The sequence below is a fragment of the Aestuariivirga sp. genome, assembly GCF_020252405.1.
GTDB lineage: Bacteria > Pseudomonadota > Alphaproteobacteria > Rhizobiales > Aestuariivirgaceae > Aestuariivirga.
In genome coordinates this window covers 17078-34005 of record NZ_JADCDA010000075.1, presented here as the reverse complement: position 1 = coordinate 34005, position 16928 = coordinate 17078, and the positions used below count along the sequence as shown (strand labels likewise).

At 65.6% G+C, this 16928-nt stretch carries 14 protein-coding genes; 4 read left to right on the top strand and 10 right to left on the bottom strand.

Going from position 1 to position 16928, the window contains the following annotated elements; all coding sequences use genetic code 11:
* Positions 1-57: 57 nt before the first annotated feature.
* Positions 58-2499: an FAD-dependent oxidoreductase gene (locus IOC69_RS11345; protein ID WP_290543665.1), complete on the bottom strand. Its 2442-nt coding sequence runs from the start codon at positions 2497-2499 to the stop codon at positions 58-60.
* A gap of 177 nt (positions 2500-2676) precedes the next feature.
* On the opposite strand from IOC69_RS11345, the gene denD reads away from it, so the two are divergent.
* The 3 genes from denD (at position 2677) to IOC69_RS11330 (ending at position 5729) form a co-directional block, all read left to right on the top strand.
* On the top strand, positions 2677-3657 hold the full coding sequence (gene denD, locus IOC69_RS11340; protein ID WP_290543664.1) for a D-erythronate dehydrogenase: 981 nt from the start codon (positions 2677-2679) through the stop codon (positions 3655-3657).
* An 87-nt stretch (positions 3658-3744) separates the two neighbouring features.
* The gene (locus IOC69_RS11335) at positions 3745-4614 is read left to right on the top strand and encodes a DMT family transporter (protein WP_290543663.1); all 870 of its coding nucleotides are present in this window, start codon (positions 3745-3747) and stop codon (positions 4612-4614) included.
* A gap of 188 nt (positions 4615-4802) precedes the next feature.
* The gene (locus IOC69_RS11330) at positions 4803-5729 is read left to right on the top strand and encodes a DMT family transporter (protein ID WP_290543662.1); all 927 of its coding nucleotides are present in this window, start codon (positions 4803-4805) and stop codon (positions 5727-5729) included.
* Here IOC69_RS11330 and IOC69_RS11325 read toward each other — a convergent pair.
* The 9 genes from IOC69_RS11325 to tpiA all read right to left on the bottom strand — a co-directional run bounded on the left by IOC69_RS11325 (position 5726) and on the right by tpiA (position 14909).
* Positions 5726-6376, bottom strand: a complete 651-nt coding sequence (locus tag IOC69_RS11325) for a hypothetical protein (protein WP_290543661.1) — start codon at positions 6374-6376, stop codon at positions 5726-5728. The genes IOC69_RS11330 and IOC69_RS11325 overlap by 4 nt on opposite strands.
* 4 nt (positions 6377-6380) lie before the next feature.
* Positions 6381-7658, bottom strand: coding sequence for a phosphopyruvate hydratase (gene eno, locus IOC69_RS11320; protein WP_290543660.1), 1278 nt, complete (start codon positions 7656-7658; stop codon positions 6381-6383).
* 89 nt (positions 7659-7747) lie between these two features.
* Positions 7748-8578, bottom strand: a complete 831-nt coding sequence (gene kdsA / locus IOC69_RS11315) for a 3-deoxy-8-phosphooctulonate synthase (protein WP_290543659.1) — start codon at positions 8576-8578, stop codon at positions 7748-7750.
* On the bottom strand, positions 8575-9039 hold the full coding sequence (locus tag IOC69_RS11310; RefSeq protein ID WP_290543658.1) for a PaaI family thioesterase: 465 nt from the start codon (positions 9037-9039) through the stop codon (positions 8575-8577). Before IOC69_RS11310 ends, kdsA begins: the two co-directional genes overlap by 4 nt.
* Positions 9036-11396, bottom strand: a complete 2361-nt coding sequence (locus IOC69_RS11305) for a DUF3772 domain-containing protein (RefSeq protein ID WP_290543657.1) — start codon at positions 11394-11396, stop codon at positions 9036-9038. Before IOC69_RS11305 ends, IOC69_RS11310 begins: the two co-directional genes overlap by 4 nt.
* A 4-nt stretch (positions 11397-11400) precedes the next feature.
* Complete coding sequence (locus IOC69_RS11300) at positions 11401-13029, bottom strand: CTP synthase (RefSeq protein ID WP_290543656.1); 1629 nt, start codon at positions 13027-13029, stop codon at positions 11401-11403.
* A gap of 89 nt (positions 13030-13118) precedes the next feature.
* The gene (gene secG / locus IOC69_RS11295; RefSeq protein ID WP_290543655.1) at positions 13119-13493 is read right to left on the bottom strand and encodes a preprotein translocase subunit SecG; all 375 of its coding nucleotides are present in this window, start codon (positions 13491-13493) and stop codon (positions 13119-13121) included.
* A gap of 172 nt (positions 13494-13665) precedes the next feature.
* The gene (locus IOC69_RS11290) at positions 13666-14151 is read right to left on the bottom strand and encodes an L-2-amino-thiazoline-4-carboxylic acid hydrolase (RefSeq protein WP_290543654.1); all 486 of its coding nucleotides are present in this window, start codon (positions 14149-14151) and stop codon (positions 13666-13668) included.
* Positions 14151-14909 (bottom strand): triose-phosphate isomerase, encoded by a 759-nt coding sequence (gene tpiA / locus IOC69_RS11285; protein WP_290543653.1) that lies wholly within the window; start codon positions 14907-14909, stop codon positions 14151-14153. Before tpiA ends, IOC69_RS11290 begins: the two co-directional genes overlap by 1 nt.
* A gap of 130 nt (positions 14910-15039) precedes the next feature.
* Here tpiA and IOC69_RS11280 point away from each other — a divergent pair, with 130 nt between their 5' ends.
* On the top strand, positions 15040-16926 hold the full coding sequence (locus IOC69_RS11280) for a peptidylprolyl isomerase (RefSeq protein WP_290543652.1): 1887 nt from the start codon (positions 15040-15042) through the stop codon (positions 16924-16926).
* Positions 16927-16928 lie beyond the last annotated feature (2 nt).

Sequence of the window (16928 nt, the reverse complement as noted above, 5' to 3'; positions counted from 1 at the left end):
ACTCGAATTAATGCTGCCGCGGTTTTATCGGCTGCATCCCCGCTCCGCAAGCTCCCGTCAGCCCCTGACCCTCAGATTCGCCGGATCATGCAGCGCCCCCAGGTGGATGCGGGCGGCCACCACCTGGTTCGCCACCACCAGCTCATAGCGGCCTGACCGGAGATAGGCCTGGTCCACCCCCTCGGCGCGGCGCACATAGCCATAGCCCACGGGCCGGCCCACCGTATAGCCATAGCCGCCGCTGGTGAGATAGCCCGCAAACTGGCCGTCGCGGAGGATGGTTTCGCGCCCCGCCAGCACCACGTCCTCGCGCTCGGTCGTGAAGCCTGCAAGCATCTTCGCCAGGCGCTTCGCCGCAATGGCCCCGGATGCGGCGCGGCCGATGAAATCCTCGCCGGACTTGAGCTTCACCGCCCAGCCGAGCCCGGCATGGAAGGGCGAGTCATTGGGCGTGATGTCCGCTCCCCAGGCGCGATAGCCCTTCTCGAGGCGCAGCGATTCGATGGCGCGGTAACCGGCGGGCACAATGCCGTGCCGGCGCCCGGCCGCCATCAGCGCATCGAACACGCCGCCCGCCGCGGCGACCGGCACATGCAGCTCCCAGCCGAGCTCGCCCACATAGGTGACGCGCAGCGCCCGCACCTGCGCCCCCGCAATGGCGATTTCGCGCACCGCGCCGAAGGGGAAGGCCGCATTGCCGACATCGGCATCGGTGACCGCCGCAAGGATGGCGCGGGATGCCGGGCCCATGAGCGAGAGTGTCCCCCACTGCCCGGTGACGTCGGTGAGCGTCGCGTCGAGGCCCGGCTTGATGTGCTCCCTGATCCACGCATAGTCGTGGGTGCGGAAGCCGGTGCCGGTGACGATGTAGAAATGATCCTCCGCCAGCTGCGCCACCGTCAGGTCGCACTCGATGCCGCCGCGGCTGTTGAGCATCTGGGTATAGGTGAGCTTGCCGGGCCCCCGCGCCACGCGGTTGGCCGCAATGAAGGAGATGGCCTCCGCGGCACTCCTGCCCTTCAGTTCGAACTTGGCGAAGGACGACTGGTCGAACAGCCCCGCGCGCTCGCGCACCGCGCGGTGCTCCTCGCCCACATGGGCAAACCAGTTCTGACGGCCCATGGAATAGACGTCCCTGGGCTCCACGCCCGGCGGTGCGAACCAGTTGGGCCGCTCCCAGCCGAGCTTCGAGCCGAAGCAGGCATTGAGCTTTTTCAGCCGCTCATAGAGCGGCGAGACGATGCGCGGGCGGCCGCTCTGGTATTCCTCATGCGGGAAGACCACCGTGTAATGCTTGCCATAGGCCTCAAGTGTTCTTTCGCAGGTCCAGGCGCGGTCCTTGTGCAGGTCCGAGAAGCGGCGGATGTCGACGACCCATAGGTCCATCGGCGCTTCGCCCTTCGCCGCCCATTCCGCCAGCACCCAGCCCGCGCCGCCGCCCGATGCAATGCCGAAGGCATTGAACCCCGCGCCGACATAGAAATTCTTCAGCTCCTGCGCCTGGCCGAGGATGAAGTTGCCGTCGGGCGTGAAGCTTTCGGGCCCGTTGATCATCTTCTTGATGCCGGTCCCGGCGAGAGCCGGCACGCGCGCCAACGCCGCGCCCATGTGCTGTTCGAAGTGGTCCCAGTCATCCTCGAAGAGCTGGAATTCGAAATCGCCCGGCACGTCGCCGTTGGTCCACGGGACCGGGTTCGGCTCATAGCCGCCGAAGACGAGGCCACCGACCTCCTCCTTGAAGTAAGTGCGCCGGTCCGGATCGCGCAGCGTGGCGGCATCGGGGCTGAGCCCGCCCACCTTTTCAGTGATGACGTATTGATGTCTCACCGGCTGCAGCGGCACGCAGACGCCCGCCATGGCCCCGATCTGGCGGGCCCACTGGCCGCCGCAGTTGATCACCGTCTCGCAGGCGATCACACCCTGGCTGGTGCGGATCGCGGTCACCCGGCCATCCTTGATTTCGAAGCCCTCGGCGCGGCAGCCCTCGACGATCCTCGCACCATGCATGCGCGCCCCCCTGGCGAGCGACTGCGCGATGTCGGAGGGAGAGGCCTGCCCGTCCGTCGGCAGCCACGATGCGCCGATGAGATCGGACACATCCATCAGCGGCCACATCTTCCTGACCTCCTCCGGCGAGATCAGATGCATTTCCATGCCGAAGCTTTGCGCGGTGGTGGCAAGCCGCTTGAACTCGGTCCAGCGGTCGTCATTGGTGGCCAGCCTGAGGCAGCCGGTCATCTTCCAGCCGGTGGCAAGTCCCGTCTCGGCATCAAGCCGCTTATAGAGATCGACCGAATATTTCAGCATCTGGGTGATCGAGGCCGAAGAGCGGAGCTGGCCCACGAGGCCAGCCGCATGCCAGGTGGAGCCGGAGGTGAGCCTGTTCTGCTCCAGCAGCACCACGTTGGCCTTGTGGTCCCGGGCGAGGTGATAGGCAGTCGAGCAGCCGATGATGCCGCCGCCGATCACCACATATTGCGCATGCGAGGGAAGGGTCATGATGAGTCCGTCTTGTGAGCGGGGCGTATGATGGAAGAAGTCAGGGCGGAATTCACCTCCTTTCGGCACGTCCCGCACCGGCCGCCATGCCCTCTCCGCATCCTCGCCCCGCCTCCCAAGCCCTTGTTCCCCCGCCGGAACTCCGCCATTGTCGCGAACCTTACGGGGAGAAGCCAAATGAGCATTCTGGTCATCGGCGGCGGCGGCATGGTCGGCGTCAAACTGATCAACCGCCTGGCGAAGGACGGCACGCTTGGCAATACGCCCATCTCAAGGATCATCCGGCATGACGTGGTGCTGCCGCCGCCCCCGCCTGCCTCCGCCTTTCCCGTCGAAACCTTGATCGGCGACCTTTCGACACCGGGCGAGGCGGAGAAACTGGTGGCGCTGAGGCCCGGCGTGATCTTCCATCTCGCGGCCATCGTCTCGGGCGAGGCCGAGGCCGATTTCGCGAAGGGTTACCGCATCAATCTCGACGGCACGCGCTGTTTGTTTGAGGCGATCCGCAAGGCGAGCGGCGGCTACAGGCCCAGGGTCATCTTCACCTCGTCCATCGCGGTGTTCGGCGCGCCCTTCCCGGACGCCATTCCGGACGAATTCTTCAACACGCCGCTGACCAGCTACGGCACGCAGAAGACCATCTGCGAATTGCTGCTGGCGGATTATTCGCGCCGCGGCTTCTTCGATGGGGTGGGGCTGCGTTTCCCGACGATCTGCGTGCGCCCGGGCAAGCCGAACCTGGCGGCCTCGGGCTTCTTCTCCAACATCATCCGCGAACCGCTGGCGGGGCAGGAAGCCGTCCTTCCCGTGCCGGAGGATGTGCGCCACTGGCACGCGTCGCCTCGCGCCGCCGCCGGTTTCCTGATTCATGCGGCGGCCATGGATACCGCGAAGCTGGGGGCGCGGCGCAACATCACGCTGCCCGGCGTCTCCTGCACGGTGGGCGAACAGATCGCGGCGCTGCGCAAGGTGGCGGGCGACACGGTGGTGGCGCGCATCAGGCGTGAGCCTGACGAGTCCATCATGAAGATCGTCGCCGGCTGGCCCCGGAATTTCGAGGCGAGACGCGGCCGTGAACTGGGCTTCGAGGCCGAGAACAGCTTCGAGGACATCATCCGCGTCCACATCGAGGACGAGCTCGGCGGCAAGATCGCCTGATGGCCCGCACTGCCGCCGTCGCCCGGTCTGCCCCCTTTTCGCCCGCTCCGGCGGGCGGACCGGAACGGGCGTGCCGCCGGAGTTCTGATGGCGCCTGACCTGAGGGAGAACCGGACGCGCGGCATTTTGTGGATGCTCGCCACCATGTTCTGCTTCATCGCGCTCGATACGATGATGAAGTACCTGATGGAGACCTATTCGCTGGTGCAGGTCACCTGGGCGCGCTTCTTCTTCGCCACGGTGGTCGCGATCATTGCCTGCGGACCGCGCATCGGCCAGCTTGCCGTCAGCGGCCACCCGAAGCAGCAACTGCTGCGCTCGGTGTTCCTGATGTTGACGACCGGAATGTTCAACGCCGGCATTCGCACCGTGCCGCTGGCCACCGCCACCACCATCATGTTCCTCAACCCGGTGCTGGTGACGGTGCTGGCCATCCCGCTGCTGGGCGAGAAGGTGGGGCTGCGGCGCTGGACCGGCGTGCTCCTGGGCTTCCTCGGCGTCGTGATCGTGGTCAGGCCCTGGCAGGAGGACATGGGGGCCCATGGCGCCGGCGTGCTGTTCCTGCTCGCCGCCGCCATGCTCAATGCCAACTACCAAATCCTCACGCGGCGCGTGCGCGGTGACGACCCGCTGACCTCCCTCCTCTACACCGCCACGGCTGGTGCGGCGGTGACCAGCGTTCTGGCGCCGTGGTTCTGGTCCTGGCCCACCGGCTTCGACTGGCTGCTGCTGGTGGGCACCGGCGTCGCAGGTGGCCTCGGCCATTTGTTCCTCATCCGCGCCTTCCGCGCGGCGCCCGCCTCCGTTGTGGCCCCCTTCTCCTATTCATCGCTGATATGGGCGACGTTTTTTGGCTTCGTCATCTGGGGCGACTGGCCGGACCTGTGGACCTGGGCGGGTGCTGCGCTCATCATCGGCTCCGGGCTTTACATCTTTTCGGGGGAACGACGGGCATGAAGACCGTCGCGTTCGCCGCCATGCCCCAGATCGAGAGCCTGAGCATGACCCGTTGGTGCGGCAGAAGGGCGTGGTCAGGGGCATCCGGCCACTCACCGCCGCCGCGGAATGGCGCCAAACGCCGCAAGCAGACCTGAAATGCCGCGCCCCGGCTGGCAGCCGCCCCCGCTGCCCGCCAAGGTGGGTGCATGACTCAGCCCTCCCCCGCCATGAACCGCAACCTCGTGGGCGTTGTCTCGCTCTGCGCCGGTGTGCTGGTGTTCTCCGCCCAGGATGCGATCCTTAAGGGTCTGAGCGGCAGCCATGCGGTGACGCTGGCCATCATGCTGCGCTCCGTCGTGGGGCTTCCCATCCTCTTCGCCATGGTGTGGGCCGAGAAGGGGCCGCAGGCGCTGCGCACGAAAAACTGGAAACTGCTCGTGGCGCGCGGCCTGATCCTCCTCACCTCCTACACCACCTATTACATGGCCTTCCCGGCGCTGCCGCTGGCCGAGGCGGTGGCGCTGTTCTTCACCTCGCCGATTTTCGTCACCATCCTCGCCGCGCTTTTCCTGCGCGAGAAGGTGACGCTCAAGGCCTGGGGGGCGGTGATCGCGGGCTTCGTGGGCGTGCTCATCATTCTGCGCCCGGGCACTGGCCTGTTTGAGCCGGCAGCCCTGCTGAGCCTGTTCAGCGCCGCGGCCTATGCGCTTTCCATGGTGCTGGCGCGGCGCTACAGCGCGGATGAGCCCACCACCGTCATGGCCTTCTACGTCAACGCCGTCTACATGGTGGCTGCGGCGGGCGTCGCCCTCGCCTTCCACCTGCTTGGCGTCACCCATGCCGCGCATCCGAGCCTCGAATTCCTGGTCAGGCCCTGGGCCGTGCCGGACCTGCGCGATCTCCTTCTCATGGGCCTGTGCGGCGTCATCGCCGCGCTGGGCATGACGCTGCTCACCCACGCCTATCGTCTGGCGCGGGCCAATCTTGTCACGGTGTTCGAATATACCGGCATGTTCTGGGTGCCGCTCTGGGGCTTCCTGTTCTTCGCGGAAATCCCGCGCTGGACGACGGTGACCGGCACCGTCATCATCATCGCGGCCGGCATCTTCGCGGTCAGGAATTCGAAGGCTTAAGGCGCCACCTGCTCGCTTAGGATCCGGAAATCGCCGACATAGCTCTTGGCCCCGCCTGCCGCGCTGGCGACGCGCAGCCACAGGCCCTTGCCGGCCTCGCCGCCGGGAATGGCGAAGGTGCGGGCTTCACCCGATTGCGGCAGTTCGAAGCTCATCACCGGGCGTCCCGAGGCGCCAAGCTCGCCCTCCGGCAGCACCATCACATCCACGGCCCTGGCCATCGAAGCGGGGTCCACGCCGGCGGGCGGCGTGTATTCCAGCGCCGTCACCTCTTGCGCCGTATCGCCCTTGAACAGCACGAGCACGTTGATCTCGGTGTCGGGCGGGTTGATGGCGAGGAAGGTGTCGTCCTGCGCGTCGAACAGGCTGGCGAAGGCATAGCGTGCGTCGCTGCCGTCCTTGAGCGCGGCGGCAAAGCGTGCACCGTCGGCGAGGTTCACGGTTTCGGTCGCGAGCTTCGGGGCGTCCGACTTTGCCACCGTCTCGTTGGGAACGATCGCATCCGCCTTTTGCGGATCGACCGTCACCACCACGTTCACCGGCGGTTGCGCCGCCTCGCGGGGCGCGAAGGTCTGATAGGCGGCAAGGCCCACGCTGGCCACCGCCGCGAAGCTCGTGATGACGATCTGGAAATTGCTGAGCTTCACCGAACTAGGTTTTGAGGATTGAACGTCCCGCATATGCCGCCTGCGACCCCAGTTCCTCTTCGATGCGAAGAAGCTGATTGTATTTGGCCAGCCGGTCCGAGCGCGCCAGCGAGCCCGTCTTGATCTGACCGCAGTTTGTGGCAACAGCAAGGTCCGCGATCGTCGAATCCTCGGTTTCGCCCGAACGGTGCGACATGACTGCGGAATAGCCGGCCTTGTGCGCCATCCCGACGGCTTCCAGCGTCTCGGTGAGCGAGCCGATCTGGTTCACCTTGACGAGGATCGAATTGGCGATCCCTTCGGAAATGCCCTTTTTCAGGCGCTTGGTGTTGGTGACGAAGAGGTCGTCGCCCACCAGCTGGTGGGTCTTGCCGATCAGGTCGGTCACCTGCTTCCAGCCGTCCCAGTCGTCTTCCGCCATGCCATCCTCGATCGAGAAGATCGGATAGGCCCTGGCGAGCCCGGCGAGATATTCCGCCTGCTCGGTGACCGGGCGCTTCTTGCCCTCGCCCTCATAGTCATAGGCACCGTTCTTGAAGAACTCTGTCGCGGCACAGTCGAGCGCAAGGTAGACGTCCTGGCGCGGCTTGTAGCCCGCCTGCTCCACCGCCTTCATCACGAAGTCGAGTGCCGCCTCAGCCGACGGCAGGTTGGGGGCAAAACCGCCCTCGTCGCCGACGTTGGTGTTGTGGCCGGCCTTCTTCAGCGCAGCCTTCAGCGTGTGGAAGATTTCCGCACCCATGCGCAGGCCCTCGCGGAAGCTTTCCGCCCCCACCGGCATGATCATGAATTCCTGGAAGTCGATCGGGTTGTCGGCGTGCGCGCCGCCATTGATGATGTTCATCATCGGGACGGGAAGCACGCGGGCGCCCGCACCGCCCACATAGCGGTAGAGCGGAAGGCCCGCCGCATCCGCCGCAGCCTTGGCCACGCTGAGCGAGACGCCGAGAATGGCATTGGCGCCGAGGCGGGCCTTGTTGGGCGTGCCGTCAAGTTCGGCCATCGCCTGGTCGATGGCGATCTGGTCCTCGGCCTCCATGCCGGCCAGCGCGTCGAAAATCTCGCCGTTGACGGCGGCCACCGCCCGGGTGACGCCCTTGCCGAGGTAGCGCGCCTTGTCGCCGTCACGGAGTTCCACGGCCTCATGGGCGCCTGTCGAGGCGCCAGAGGGAACCGCGGCGCGGCCCATGGAGCCATCCTCCAGCACCACATCCACTTCCACCGTCGGGTTGCCGCGGCTGTCGAGGATTTCCCGGGCGGTGATGTCGATGATGGTGGTCATGGCCGTGTCCCCTGATGTGCGCAAATCAAGGAGGGGTTATGGCGGGGGCGAATGTCGTTTGCAAGACGGATGCGGGAGGGATGACGGCATCAAACCGCCTTCGCCACCCTGTCCAGCGCCATCAGCGTCCGCAGCAACCCTTCCATCTGGCCGATCGGCACCATGTTGGGGCCGTCGGAGGGCGCATTGTCCGGGTCCTGGTGGGTTTCGATGAACACGCCGGCCACACCCACGGCCACGGCAGCGCGCGCCAGCACCGGCACCATGCGGCGCTCACCGCCCGACGAGGCGCCCTGGCCTCCCGGCTGCTGCACCGAATGGGTGGCGTCGAAGATCACCGGTGCGCCGGTCGCCGCCATGACCGGCAGTGCGCGCATGTCGGAGACCAGCGTGTTGTAGCCGAAGGACGCGCCGCGTTCGGTGAGCAGAACGTTGGGATTGCCGCTGTCGACGATCTTGGACAGAACGTTCTTCATGTCCCATGGCGCCAGAAACTGGCCCTTCTTGACGTTCACGGCCCGGCCCGTTTCGGCCGCCGCGATCAGCAGGTCCGTCTGGCGGCAGAGGAAGGCCGGGATCTGCAGAATGTCCACCACGGTCGCCACCTCGGCGCACTGGCCTCTCTCATGCACGTCGGTGAGCAGGGCGAGGCCCAGTTCCTTGCGCAGGTCGGCGAAGACGGCGAGCGATTTTTCAAGCCCCATGCCGCGCCGGCCCTGGAGGCTGGTCCGGTTGGCCTTGTCGAAACTCGATTTGTAGACCAGCCCGATGCCGAGGCGGGTGCAGATCTCCTTGAGCCTCTCCGCCATCATGAAGGCATGGTCGCGGCTCTCCATCTGGCAGGGGCCGGCGATGAGCGAGATCGGGAGGCTGTTGCTGAAACTGACGTTGGTGGCGGAGACGATGCTGTTGGGAGTCATTTCGTGGGATACACCAGGAATGTGCCCGAGCCATGGGCGTAGAGTTTGCCGTTGTCGCCGGTGAGCTTCGCTTCCGCCGTCAGCATGATGCGGCCGGCATGGATCACCGTGCCGGTGCAGATGAGGCGCGTCACCGAGGCGTCGATCTTGCCGACGTAGTTCACCTTGAGCTCGATCGTGCCATAGCCGGTTCCGGCGGGCAGCTTGGTCTGCACCGCGCAGCCGGTGGCCGAGTCGATCAGCGTCGCCGCATAGCCGCCATGCATGCGCATCTGCGGGTTATAGAACTTGGGCGATGGGAAGGCCTCGAAAGTGGCCGTGCCGTCGTCGACCGCAATGAGGCGGAAATTCAACGTTTCGGCCATGGCCGAGCCATGCCAGCCCTGCAGCAGCTGGCGGAGATGGTCGAGCCCGCTTTGCGGAGGGGTCTTGCTGCCCTGGGTGTCCATATGTCCCGTCACTTCGCCGCCTGCACCACCGGCACGGCCTGGGCAATGGTTATGCCCATGCCGCGGAATTGCGACAAAAGAGCGAAGCGGATGTCGCTTGCGACCTGGGCGCCCGTCAGCACGTCGGCGACGAAGGCCCGGACCACGAATTCGAGGCCGTTCTTGCCGAAGCTGGTCAGCAGAACCACGGGGGCGGGATGCTTCAGAACCTTGGGGTGGGCCCTCGCGGTGTCGAGCAGCAGTTTCCGCATCACCTCGGCGTCCGTGTCGTAGTCGACCACCACGTCGACCGAGAAGCGGCCCATGTCGTCATTGTGGGTCCAGTTCTTGACGGCTTCGGTGACCAGAGCCGAATTCGGCAGAATGATCGAACAGGAATCGAAGGTCTCGATCTCGGTCGACCGCACGTTGATGCGCCTGACAATGCCCTCGCCCTCCGGCAGCGACACCCAGTCGCCCACCCGGATCGGCCGCTCGGCCAGCAGGATGACGCCCGAGACGAAGTTGTTGATGATCGACTGCAGGCCGAGACCGATACCGAGGCCGAGCGCGCCGGCGATGATGGCGAGGCTGGAGAAATCGACGCCCGCCGCCGTGAGCGCGAAGACGCCCGCGAGGAGGTATCCGATATAGCGCGATCCCGTGAGGATCGAATCCTGCACGCCTTTCTTGATCCGCGTGTCCGACAGGATGCGGCGATCGAGCCAGCTGTTGAACAGCTTGGTGGCGATGACGCCGAGAACCAGAATCGCCAGCATGATGGCGAGCGTTCCCGGCAGGATGGTGACGTCGCCGATGGTGATGCCGAGGGAGAGGGTGGTGAGAAGGCCCCGCATGTCGACCCAGTTCAGCGTCCACAGCAGCAGCAGGGTGGGCACGCCGACGATCACCAGCACGAGATCGACCATGGTGCGGAACATCAGGCCCAGCCGCTCGATGGCGCGTTCGCCAAGCCCGGTGATGCGGCGAAGGAAGGTGCCGAAATTCGACTGCGGATCGAAGCTCGCCTGCACCATGGCGTCGAGCAGGTAATAGACCAGGAACACCAGCGTCACGACCATGGCGGTGCGCACGATCTGGTGAGCGATGTAGTCGCCGAGCGCCAGATAGCCCGTGGCCAGCGCCGCGAAGCCGACGAAGATCAGCGCCCACACGAGGGGTGCCAGCCTGGTGGCCCAGCCGAAATAGAAGCGCCGCTTATCCTCCTGCGGAAGGCCCGGCTGTTTGCGCAGCGCCAGCAGCACGAGGCTCGTCAGCACCAGCAGGATGAGCGCGCCCAGCGCCGACTGCCCCTGCGTGTAGTTGAGGCTCAGATACATGCCGGCCGAGATCTGGCCGAACTGCTTGTTGAAGGTGGCGGCGAAGGCCGTGAGGCCCACCAGCCAGGCGAACCGCCGGGCCGACCGTTCGTCCATGTTGACAATGCGGATCTCGGGGCGTCCGGGGGCCGCCATGCGCCGTCCGAGCACGTAATAGAAGATGGTGGTGAACACCGTGTCGCGCACCGCCTCCCACAGCATCACCATGCGCGGCGTTGCATCGCTGAAATAGCCGCTCGTCTCCAGCGCGAAGCGGATCGGCAAGAACAGGATCGCCAGCGCCGCCAGGGTCACCATCAGGGCGCGCAGGATGATCCACAGCCGGGTCATGTTGTCGATGGGGCGGACCGAAGCCTTGTAGCCCGTCAGCCAGCGCGCGAAGAACCGCTTGAGAAGCCGGAAGGCAAAAGCAAACGCAGTGACGAAAACCGGGATCATCAGCAGCCCCAGCGGCTGCGCCGTCTGCGATACGTCCGCCCACCAGTTGCGCAGCATCAGCGACAGACCGGTGAACAGCACGCCCACGCCCGCCACCAGGTCATACCAGAGCTGCGGGTTGAACACGGACCGGGTGCGGTCGAAGATGCGGCCGAAGAACTGGTTTCGCTGTATGCTCGACACCGACCTCGAAAGCTGCTCGGCCTCGACGGTGACCACGTCGAGCTGCGCCTTGAGGCTTTGCAGCCTGTCACGCGTTGCCGTGAGGTCGGCGCGCGATTGGGCGACGCCCTCATCCTCCTTCTGGCCGGCGGCGGGCGCGGCGCCCAGCGAGTTCAGCTGCTGCGTCACCTCTCCCAGCGGACCAAGCAGCTTGATCGACCTGTCCGCCGCCGTGGTTCGGATCTTTTCGAGCGTGACCTTGAGGCTGGCGAGTTCCTTGTCGCTGAGGTTGGGCCTCCGCAGCTGCATGCCCGCGCCGTCGAGGTCGATGCGCAGCTGCTGCAGCGCGCGGTCCGTCTCGCCGATGATGGCGCGGTCGAGCGCAAAGCCCGCGGAAACCGCAAGGCACAGCGCAAGCAGCGCCCCCAGCAGGATGCGTGCCGCGCGCATCGGGCTAGACCAGCCGGCTCTGTTCGATCGCCGCCGCGATGAAGGAAGAGAACAGCGGGTGCGGATCGAACGGTTTGGATTTCAGTTCCGGGTGATACTGCACGCCGATGAACCACGGATGATCCGGGTATTCGACGGTCTCGGGCAACAACCCGTCGGGCGACATGCCGGCAAAGCGCAGGCCTGCCTTTTCCAGCCGGCCGCGGTAGTGAGTGTTCACCTCGTAGCGGTGACGATGCCGCTCGGAAATGCGGGTGGCCCCATAGATGTCGGCAATCTTGCTGCCAGGCTTCAGTTCCGCGTCGAACGCGCCGAGCCGCATGGTGCCGCCGAGGTCGCCGCCCCGCTTGCGGATTTCAAGCTCGTTGCCGTTCATCCATTCGGTCATGGCGCCGACAACGGGTTCCCCCGTCTCGCCAAATTCGGTTGAGCTCGCGCCCTCGATGCCGCAGAGCGAGCGCGCCGCCTCGATGCAGGCCATCTGCATGCCGAAGCAGATGCCGAAATAAGGCACCTTCCGCATCCTCGCAAAGGTCGCCGCCTTGATCTTGCCCTCGGATCCCCGCTCGCCGAAGCCGCCGGGAACGAGGATGCCGTGCACGCCCTCGAGATAGGGTCCCGGGTCTTCCTTCTCGAAGACCTCGCTCTCGATCCAGTCGAGATTGACCTTCACCTTGTTGGCGATGCCGCCATGGACGAGGGCTTCCTGCAACGACTTATAGGCGTCGAGAAGGCCTGTGTACTTGCCCACCACCGCGATGTTCACTTCGCCCTCGGGCTGGGTGATGCGGGTCATGATCTCGTCCCAGCGGGAGAGATCGGGCTCGCGCACGTCCTTGAAGCCGAAAATGTCGAGCACTTCCTTGTCGAGGCCCTCATGGTGATAGGCGCGCGGCACGTCGTAGATCGACTTGACGTCGAGGGCCTGGATGACGGCCGAGGGGCGTACGTTGCAGAACAGCGCGATCTTGCGGCGCTCGGTCAGCGGGATTTCGCGGTCCGCCCGGCACAGAAGGATGTCGGGCTGGATGCCGATCGAACGCAGTTCCTTCACCGAATGCTGGGTGGGCTTGGTCTTGAGCTCGCCCGCGGTGGGAATAAAGGGCAGCAGCGTGAGGTGGATGTAGAGGCAGTCGCCGCGCGGCTGTTCCTGGCCGAACTGGCGGATCGCCTCGAAGAAAGGCAGGCCCTCGATGTCGCCCACCGTGCCGCCGATCTCGACCAGTACGAAGTCATGGCCCTCGTTGCCGCTGCGGATGAAGTCCTTGATCGCGTCGGTGACATGCGGGATCACCTGCACCGTGCCGCCGAGGAAGTCGCCGCGCCGCTCCCTGGCGATGATCTCCTGGTAGATGCGGCCGGTGGTGATGTTGTCCTGCTTGTTGGCGTGGCGTCCGGTGAAGCGCTCATAATGGCCGAGGTCGAGGTCGGTCTCGGCCCCGTCATCGGTGACGAAGACCTCGCCATGCTGGTAAGGGCTCATGGTGCCCGGATCGACGTTGAGATAGGGGTCGAGCTTTCGGAGCCTGACGCTGAAGCCGCGGGCCTGCAGCAGCGCGCCCAGTGCGGCCGATGCAAGACCTTTTCCCAATGAGGAAACCACGCCGCCGGTAATGAAAACATATCGCGCCATGGAACTTCACCCTATCTGCTTCACATCACATTGGAAAGCCCGGAAACAGCGTTTCCGGGCTTTGTGGATAAATCAATAAATACGTGGCCTTACGGGCTGACTGGAACCTGCGGCTGGGCCGGCGCGGCGGGCGCCAGTTTGGGCAGCACCGGGGAATCGCCTGGCACGGGCTTGGCCTGCTCCGGGCCTGTGGCGGCCGGCGGCGTCACGTTGTCGATCACCGAGCCGGACACGCGGTGGGTGGCGATCACCGTGAGGGCGATCGAGGTCGAGAAGAAGGCCACCGCCAGCCAGGCCGTGGTCCGCGTCAGCGCATTGCCGGCACCGCGCGCCGTGAACAAATTGCCCCCCGAGCCGCCGCCACCGCCGATTCCCAGCGCACCGCCCTCCGAGCGCTGCAGCAACACCACGCCGGTCAGCGACAGGGCAACAACGAGGTGAATGACGAGAATGACGGTTTCCATGGGCGTTCCGGGTTTTTCCGATCAAATTGCGGGCTGGCTTTACCCGCTTCATCCGGGGAAAGCAACCGGCAGGGGCTGGCCGGGGTAGAGTGAGGAGATTTCAGGATGATGCGCCTTTCTAGCACATCGAGCGCGCGCTGTCAAGGACTATTTTCTGAACACCCGCTTTTAGTCACTCCACGTCCTGCCCGGCCGCTCCCTTGTAGCGGTAGCGGAAGGTGCAGCAGGAAGCACCTTCCATAATGGTCTGCTTGCGCTCCAGGACGATGTTGGGGTCATAGCCCTCGCAGAAAGTCCCGTCGCGGTTGCAGGACAGCAGGTGACCGATCTTGCCCAGACCCATCTCCTTGTAGGTCTCGGCATAGCGGCAGCGGGTGATGTCAAAATCGAAGGACGTGTCATCCGCCTTCAGCACCTTCATTTCCAGTGCCCCGTCCGCCGTCCAGTGCTCGTAGAGCTTGATGAATTCGGCCATGGAGGTCTGGCCGCCGGTTTTCCCGGCGAAATATCGCCCCTCGGCCACCGCCGCCTTGCTGATCGCGGCGTCGAGGATGGCCGCCGCCTTTTCCTGACCGAGCTGTTCCACCATCTCGGCATAGATCGGCCCGATCACCTGCGCCTGGAGCCTGCGCTTGGTTAAAGTGGGGATTTCTGACATTACGCGAAGACCTTGATAATCCCCAGGAAATCAGCCGCCTTAAGGCTGGCGCCGCCAACCAGCGCGCCATTCACATTGGGCAGGCTCATCAGGTCCCCGGCGTTGGAGGGCTTCACCGACCCGCCATAAAGGATGCGCACCCCCGCTCCGTCATTGCTCATCAGGCCACCCAGTTCGTTGCGGATCAGGGCATGCACTTCGGCCACTTCCGCGGTGGTGGGGGTCAGTCCCGTGCCGATGGCCCAGACCGGCTCATAGGCGATCACCGTGTCCGACGCCGCCGACTCGTGCGGCAGGGAGCCTTTGATCTGGCGGGCGACCACGTCCAGCGTCTTGCCCGCCTTCCGCTCCTCCAGCGTCTCGCCGATGCAGATGATGGCCTTGAGCCCCGCTTTCTGGACGGCCCTGGCCTTCCGGGCCACGATCTCGTCGGTCTCGCCGTGGTTGGCGCGGCGCTCGGAATGACCGACGATGACAGCAGTGCAGCCCGCCTCCTTCAGCATGTCCGCTGAAATGTCGCCGGTGTGGGCGCCCGCCGCGTTCCAGTGGCAGTCCTGGCCGCCAACCTTGATCTTGGAGCCTTTCAGCACCGATTTCACCCGGCGGATGAGAATCGCCGGCGGGCAGACCATCACGTCGGCCTTCAGCCTCACATCCTTGAGCATGGCGGCGAGGAGGCGGGGCTCCCTCAGCATAGCCAGGCTGCCGTTCATTTTCCAGTTTCCGGCGACCAGCGGCCGCGGCCCTTTGCTTGCCATGATTGACTGCTCTCACTCCCTTGCGAAACAGACTCTTAGCAGACGCATCCCGCGCTTGCGAGGGGGTGTTCGCCTACCTATAGTGCGCCGCGCCCGGTGAGGCTCGGCAGTTTATGAGGAATGTTCTGACATGATGGATTCCATGCGCAAGGCCGCCAAGGGTTGGGTGGCGAAGCTCCTCATTGGCTTGCTGGCCGTGAGCTTCGGCGTATGGGGAATCGCTGACGTGTTCCGCTTCGGTTCGTCCGCCGGGCTTGCCACCGTCGGCAGCCAGAAGGTGACCGCCGCGGAATATGACAAGGCCTTTCGGGACCGGCTGCAGGACATTGCCCGCCAGACCGGCCAGGGCATCACGCCCGAGCAGGCCCGCGCCTATGGCATCGACAAGGGCGTGCTCGCATTTCTGATCCAGGGCGCGGCGCTGGACGACGAGGCCGCCAGGCTTAAGCTCGGCGTGTCAGACCAGTTCCTTGCCAAGGACGTGATGGCCAATCCGGCCTTCCTCGATGCGGCGGGCAAGTTCAACGCCGACCGCTTCAGGCAGGCGCTGGCGCAGAACGGCTACAGCGAAGCGACCTTTTTCGCGGAGGAGCGCAAGCGCAGGCTGCGCGAGGCGCTGACCGGGACGGCCACCGCCGGCGTGGCCGCCGGCGCCGGCCTGGTCGAGGCGCAGTACCGCTATGACAATGAGCAGCGCGATGCGCGCTTTTTCACGGTCACCACCGCCGAAAGCGAGGTGGCGCCCCCGACCGGCGACGAGATCAGGAAGGAATATGACGCCAATCCGGCCGCCTACACCGCGCCCGAACACCGCTCGATCGCCATCATGAAGGTTGAACCCGCCGACATCGTGTCGAGGATCACCCTCACCGACCAGGACCTCGCCGACGCCTATGCCAAGCACAAGGCCGAGTATTTCTCGCCCGAGAAGCGCACCGTGCTGCAGATCACCTTCCCCAGCCTCGCCGATGCCGCCGCCGCCAGGGCCAGGCTGGCGGGCGGCGCGGATTTTCTGGCGCTGGCCAGGGAGCGCGGCCTCACCGAGGCTGACGCCACCTTCGCCGACAAAACCAAGGCCGACTTCATCGACCCGGCCATTGCCGATGCCGCCTTCGCGCTGCAGGAGGGCGCGGTGAGCGAGCCCGTCAAGGGTGCTTTGTCCACCGCGCTTCTCAAGGTGGTGAGGATCGTGCCGGAACACCAGGCCACACTCGAGGAGGTGAAGCCGCAGCTTTCGGAGCGCGTCAGGATGGAGCAGGCGATCGGGCAGATCCAGTCCATCTACGAAGCTGTGGAAGACGCGCGCGCCGCCCAGACCAAATTCGAGGACATTGCCGCCAAGGCCGGCATTCCCTTCGTCCTGATCGCGGCGGCCGATGCCCAGGGCAATGACAAGGCGGGCAAGCCCCTCGACATCCCGCATGCGCCGGAGGTGCTGCAGGCCAGCTTCTCCAGCGACGTCGGCGTCGAGAATGACGCGATCTCGCTGGACAACGGCTATGTCTGGTACGAGGTGCGCGAAGTCGTGCCCGCGGCGCTCAAGCCTTTCGACCAGGTGAAGGACCAGGCCCGCGCCGCGGTCATGGCCACAAAGGTCAGGGCCGGCTCGGAGGAAAAGGCGAGGAAGCTGGTGGAGCGCGCCCGGTCCGGCGCCAGCCTCGACGACCTCGCCAGGGAAGTCAATGCGGAGGTGCAAACCGCCCAGGGCCTGAAGCGCAACGAAACGGGCGCCGGCTTCGGGGCCGCCGCCGTCCGCGCGCTGTTCTCGGTGCCCGACAGCGGCTTCGCCTACGCCGCGGAGCCTGACGGCAAAGGCGCGCGCGTGATGCAGTCGGCGCCGGTGCTGCTGCCGCCCTTCGACCCCAATTCGCCCGACGCGAAAAGCATCGCCGCCGCGCTTGAGCCGCAGCTGGCCGACGCCATTCTCACCGCCTATCTCAACGCGCTGCAGGGCCAGGTGGGCGTCAAGATCAACGACGCCCTCTGGCAACAGGTTGCGGGACAACAGACGAACTGAGC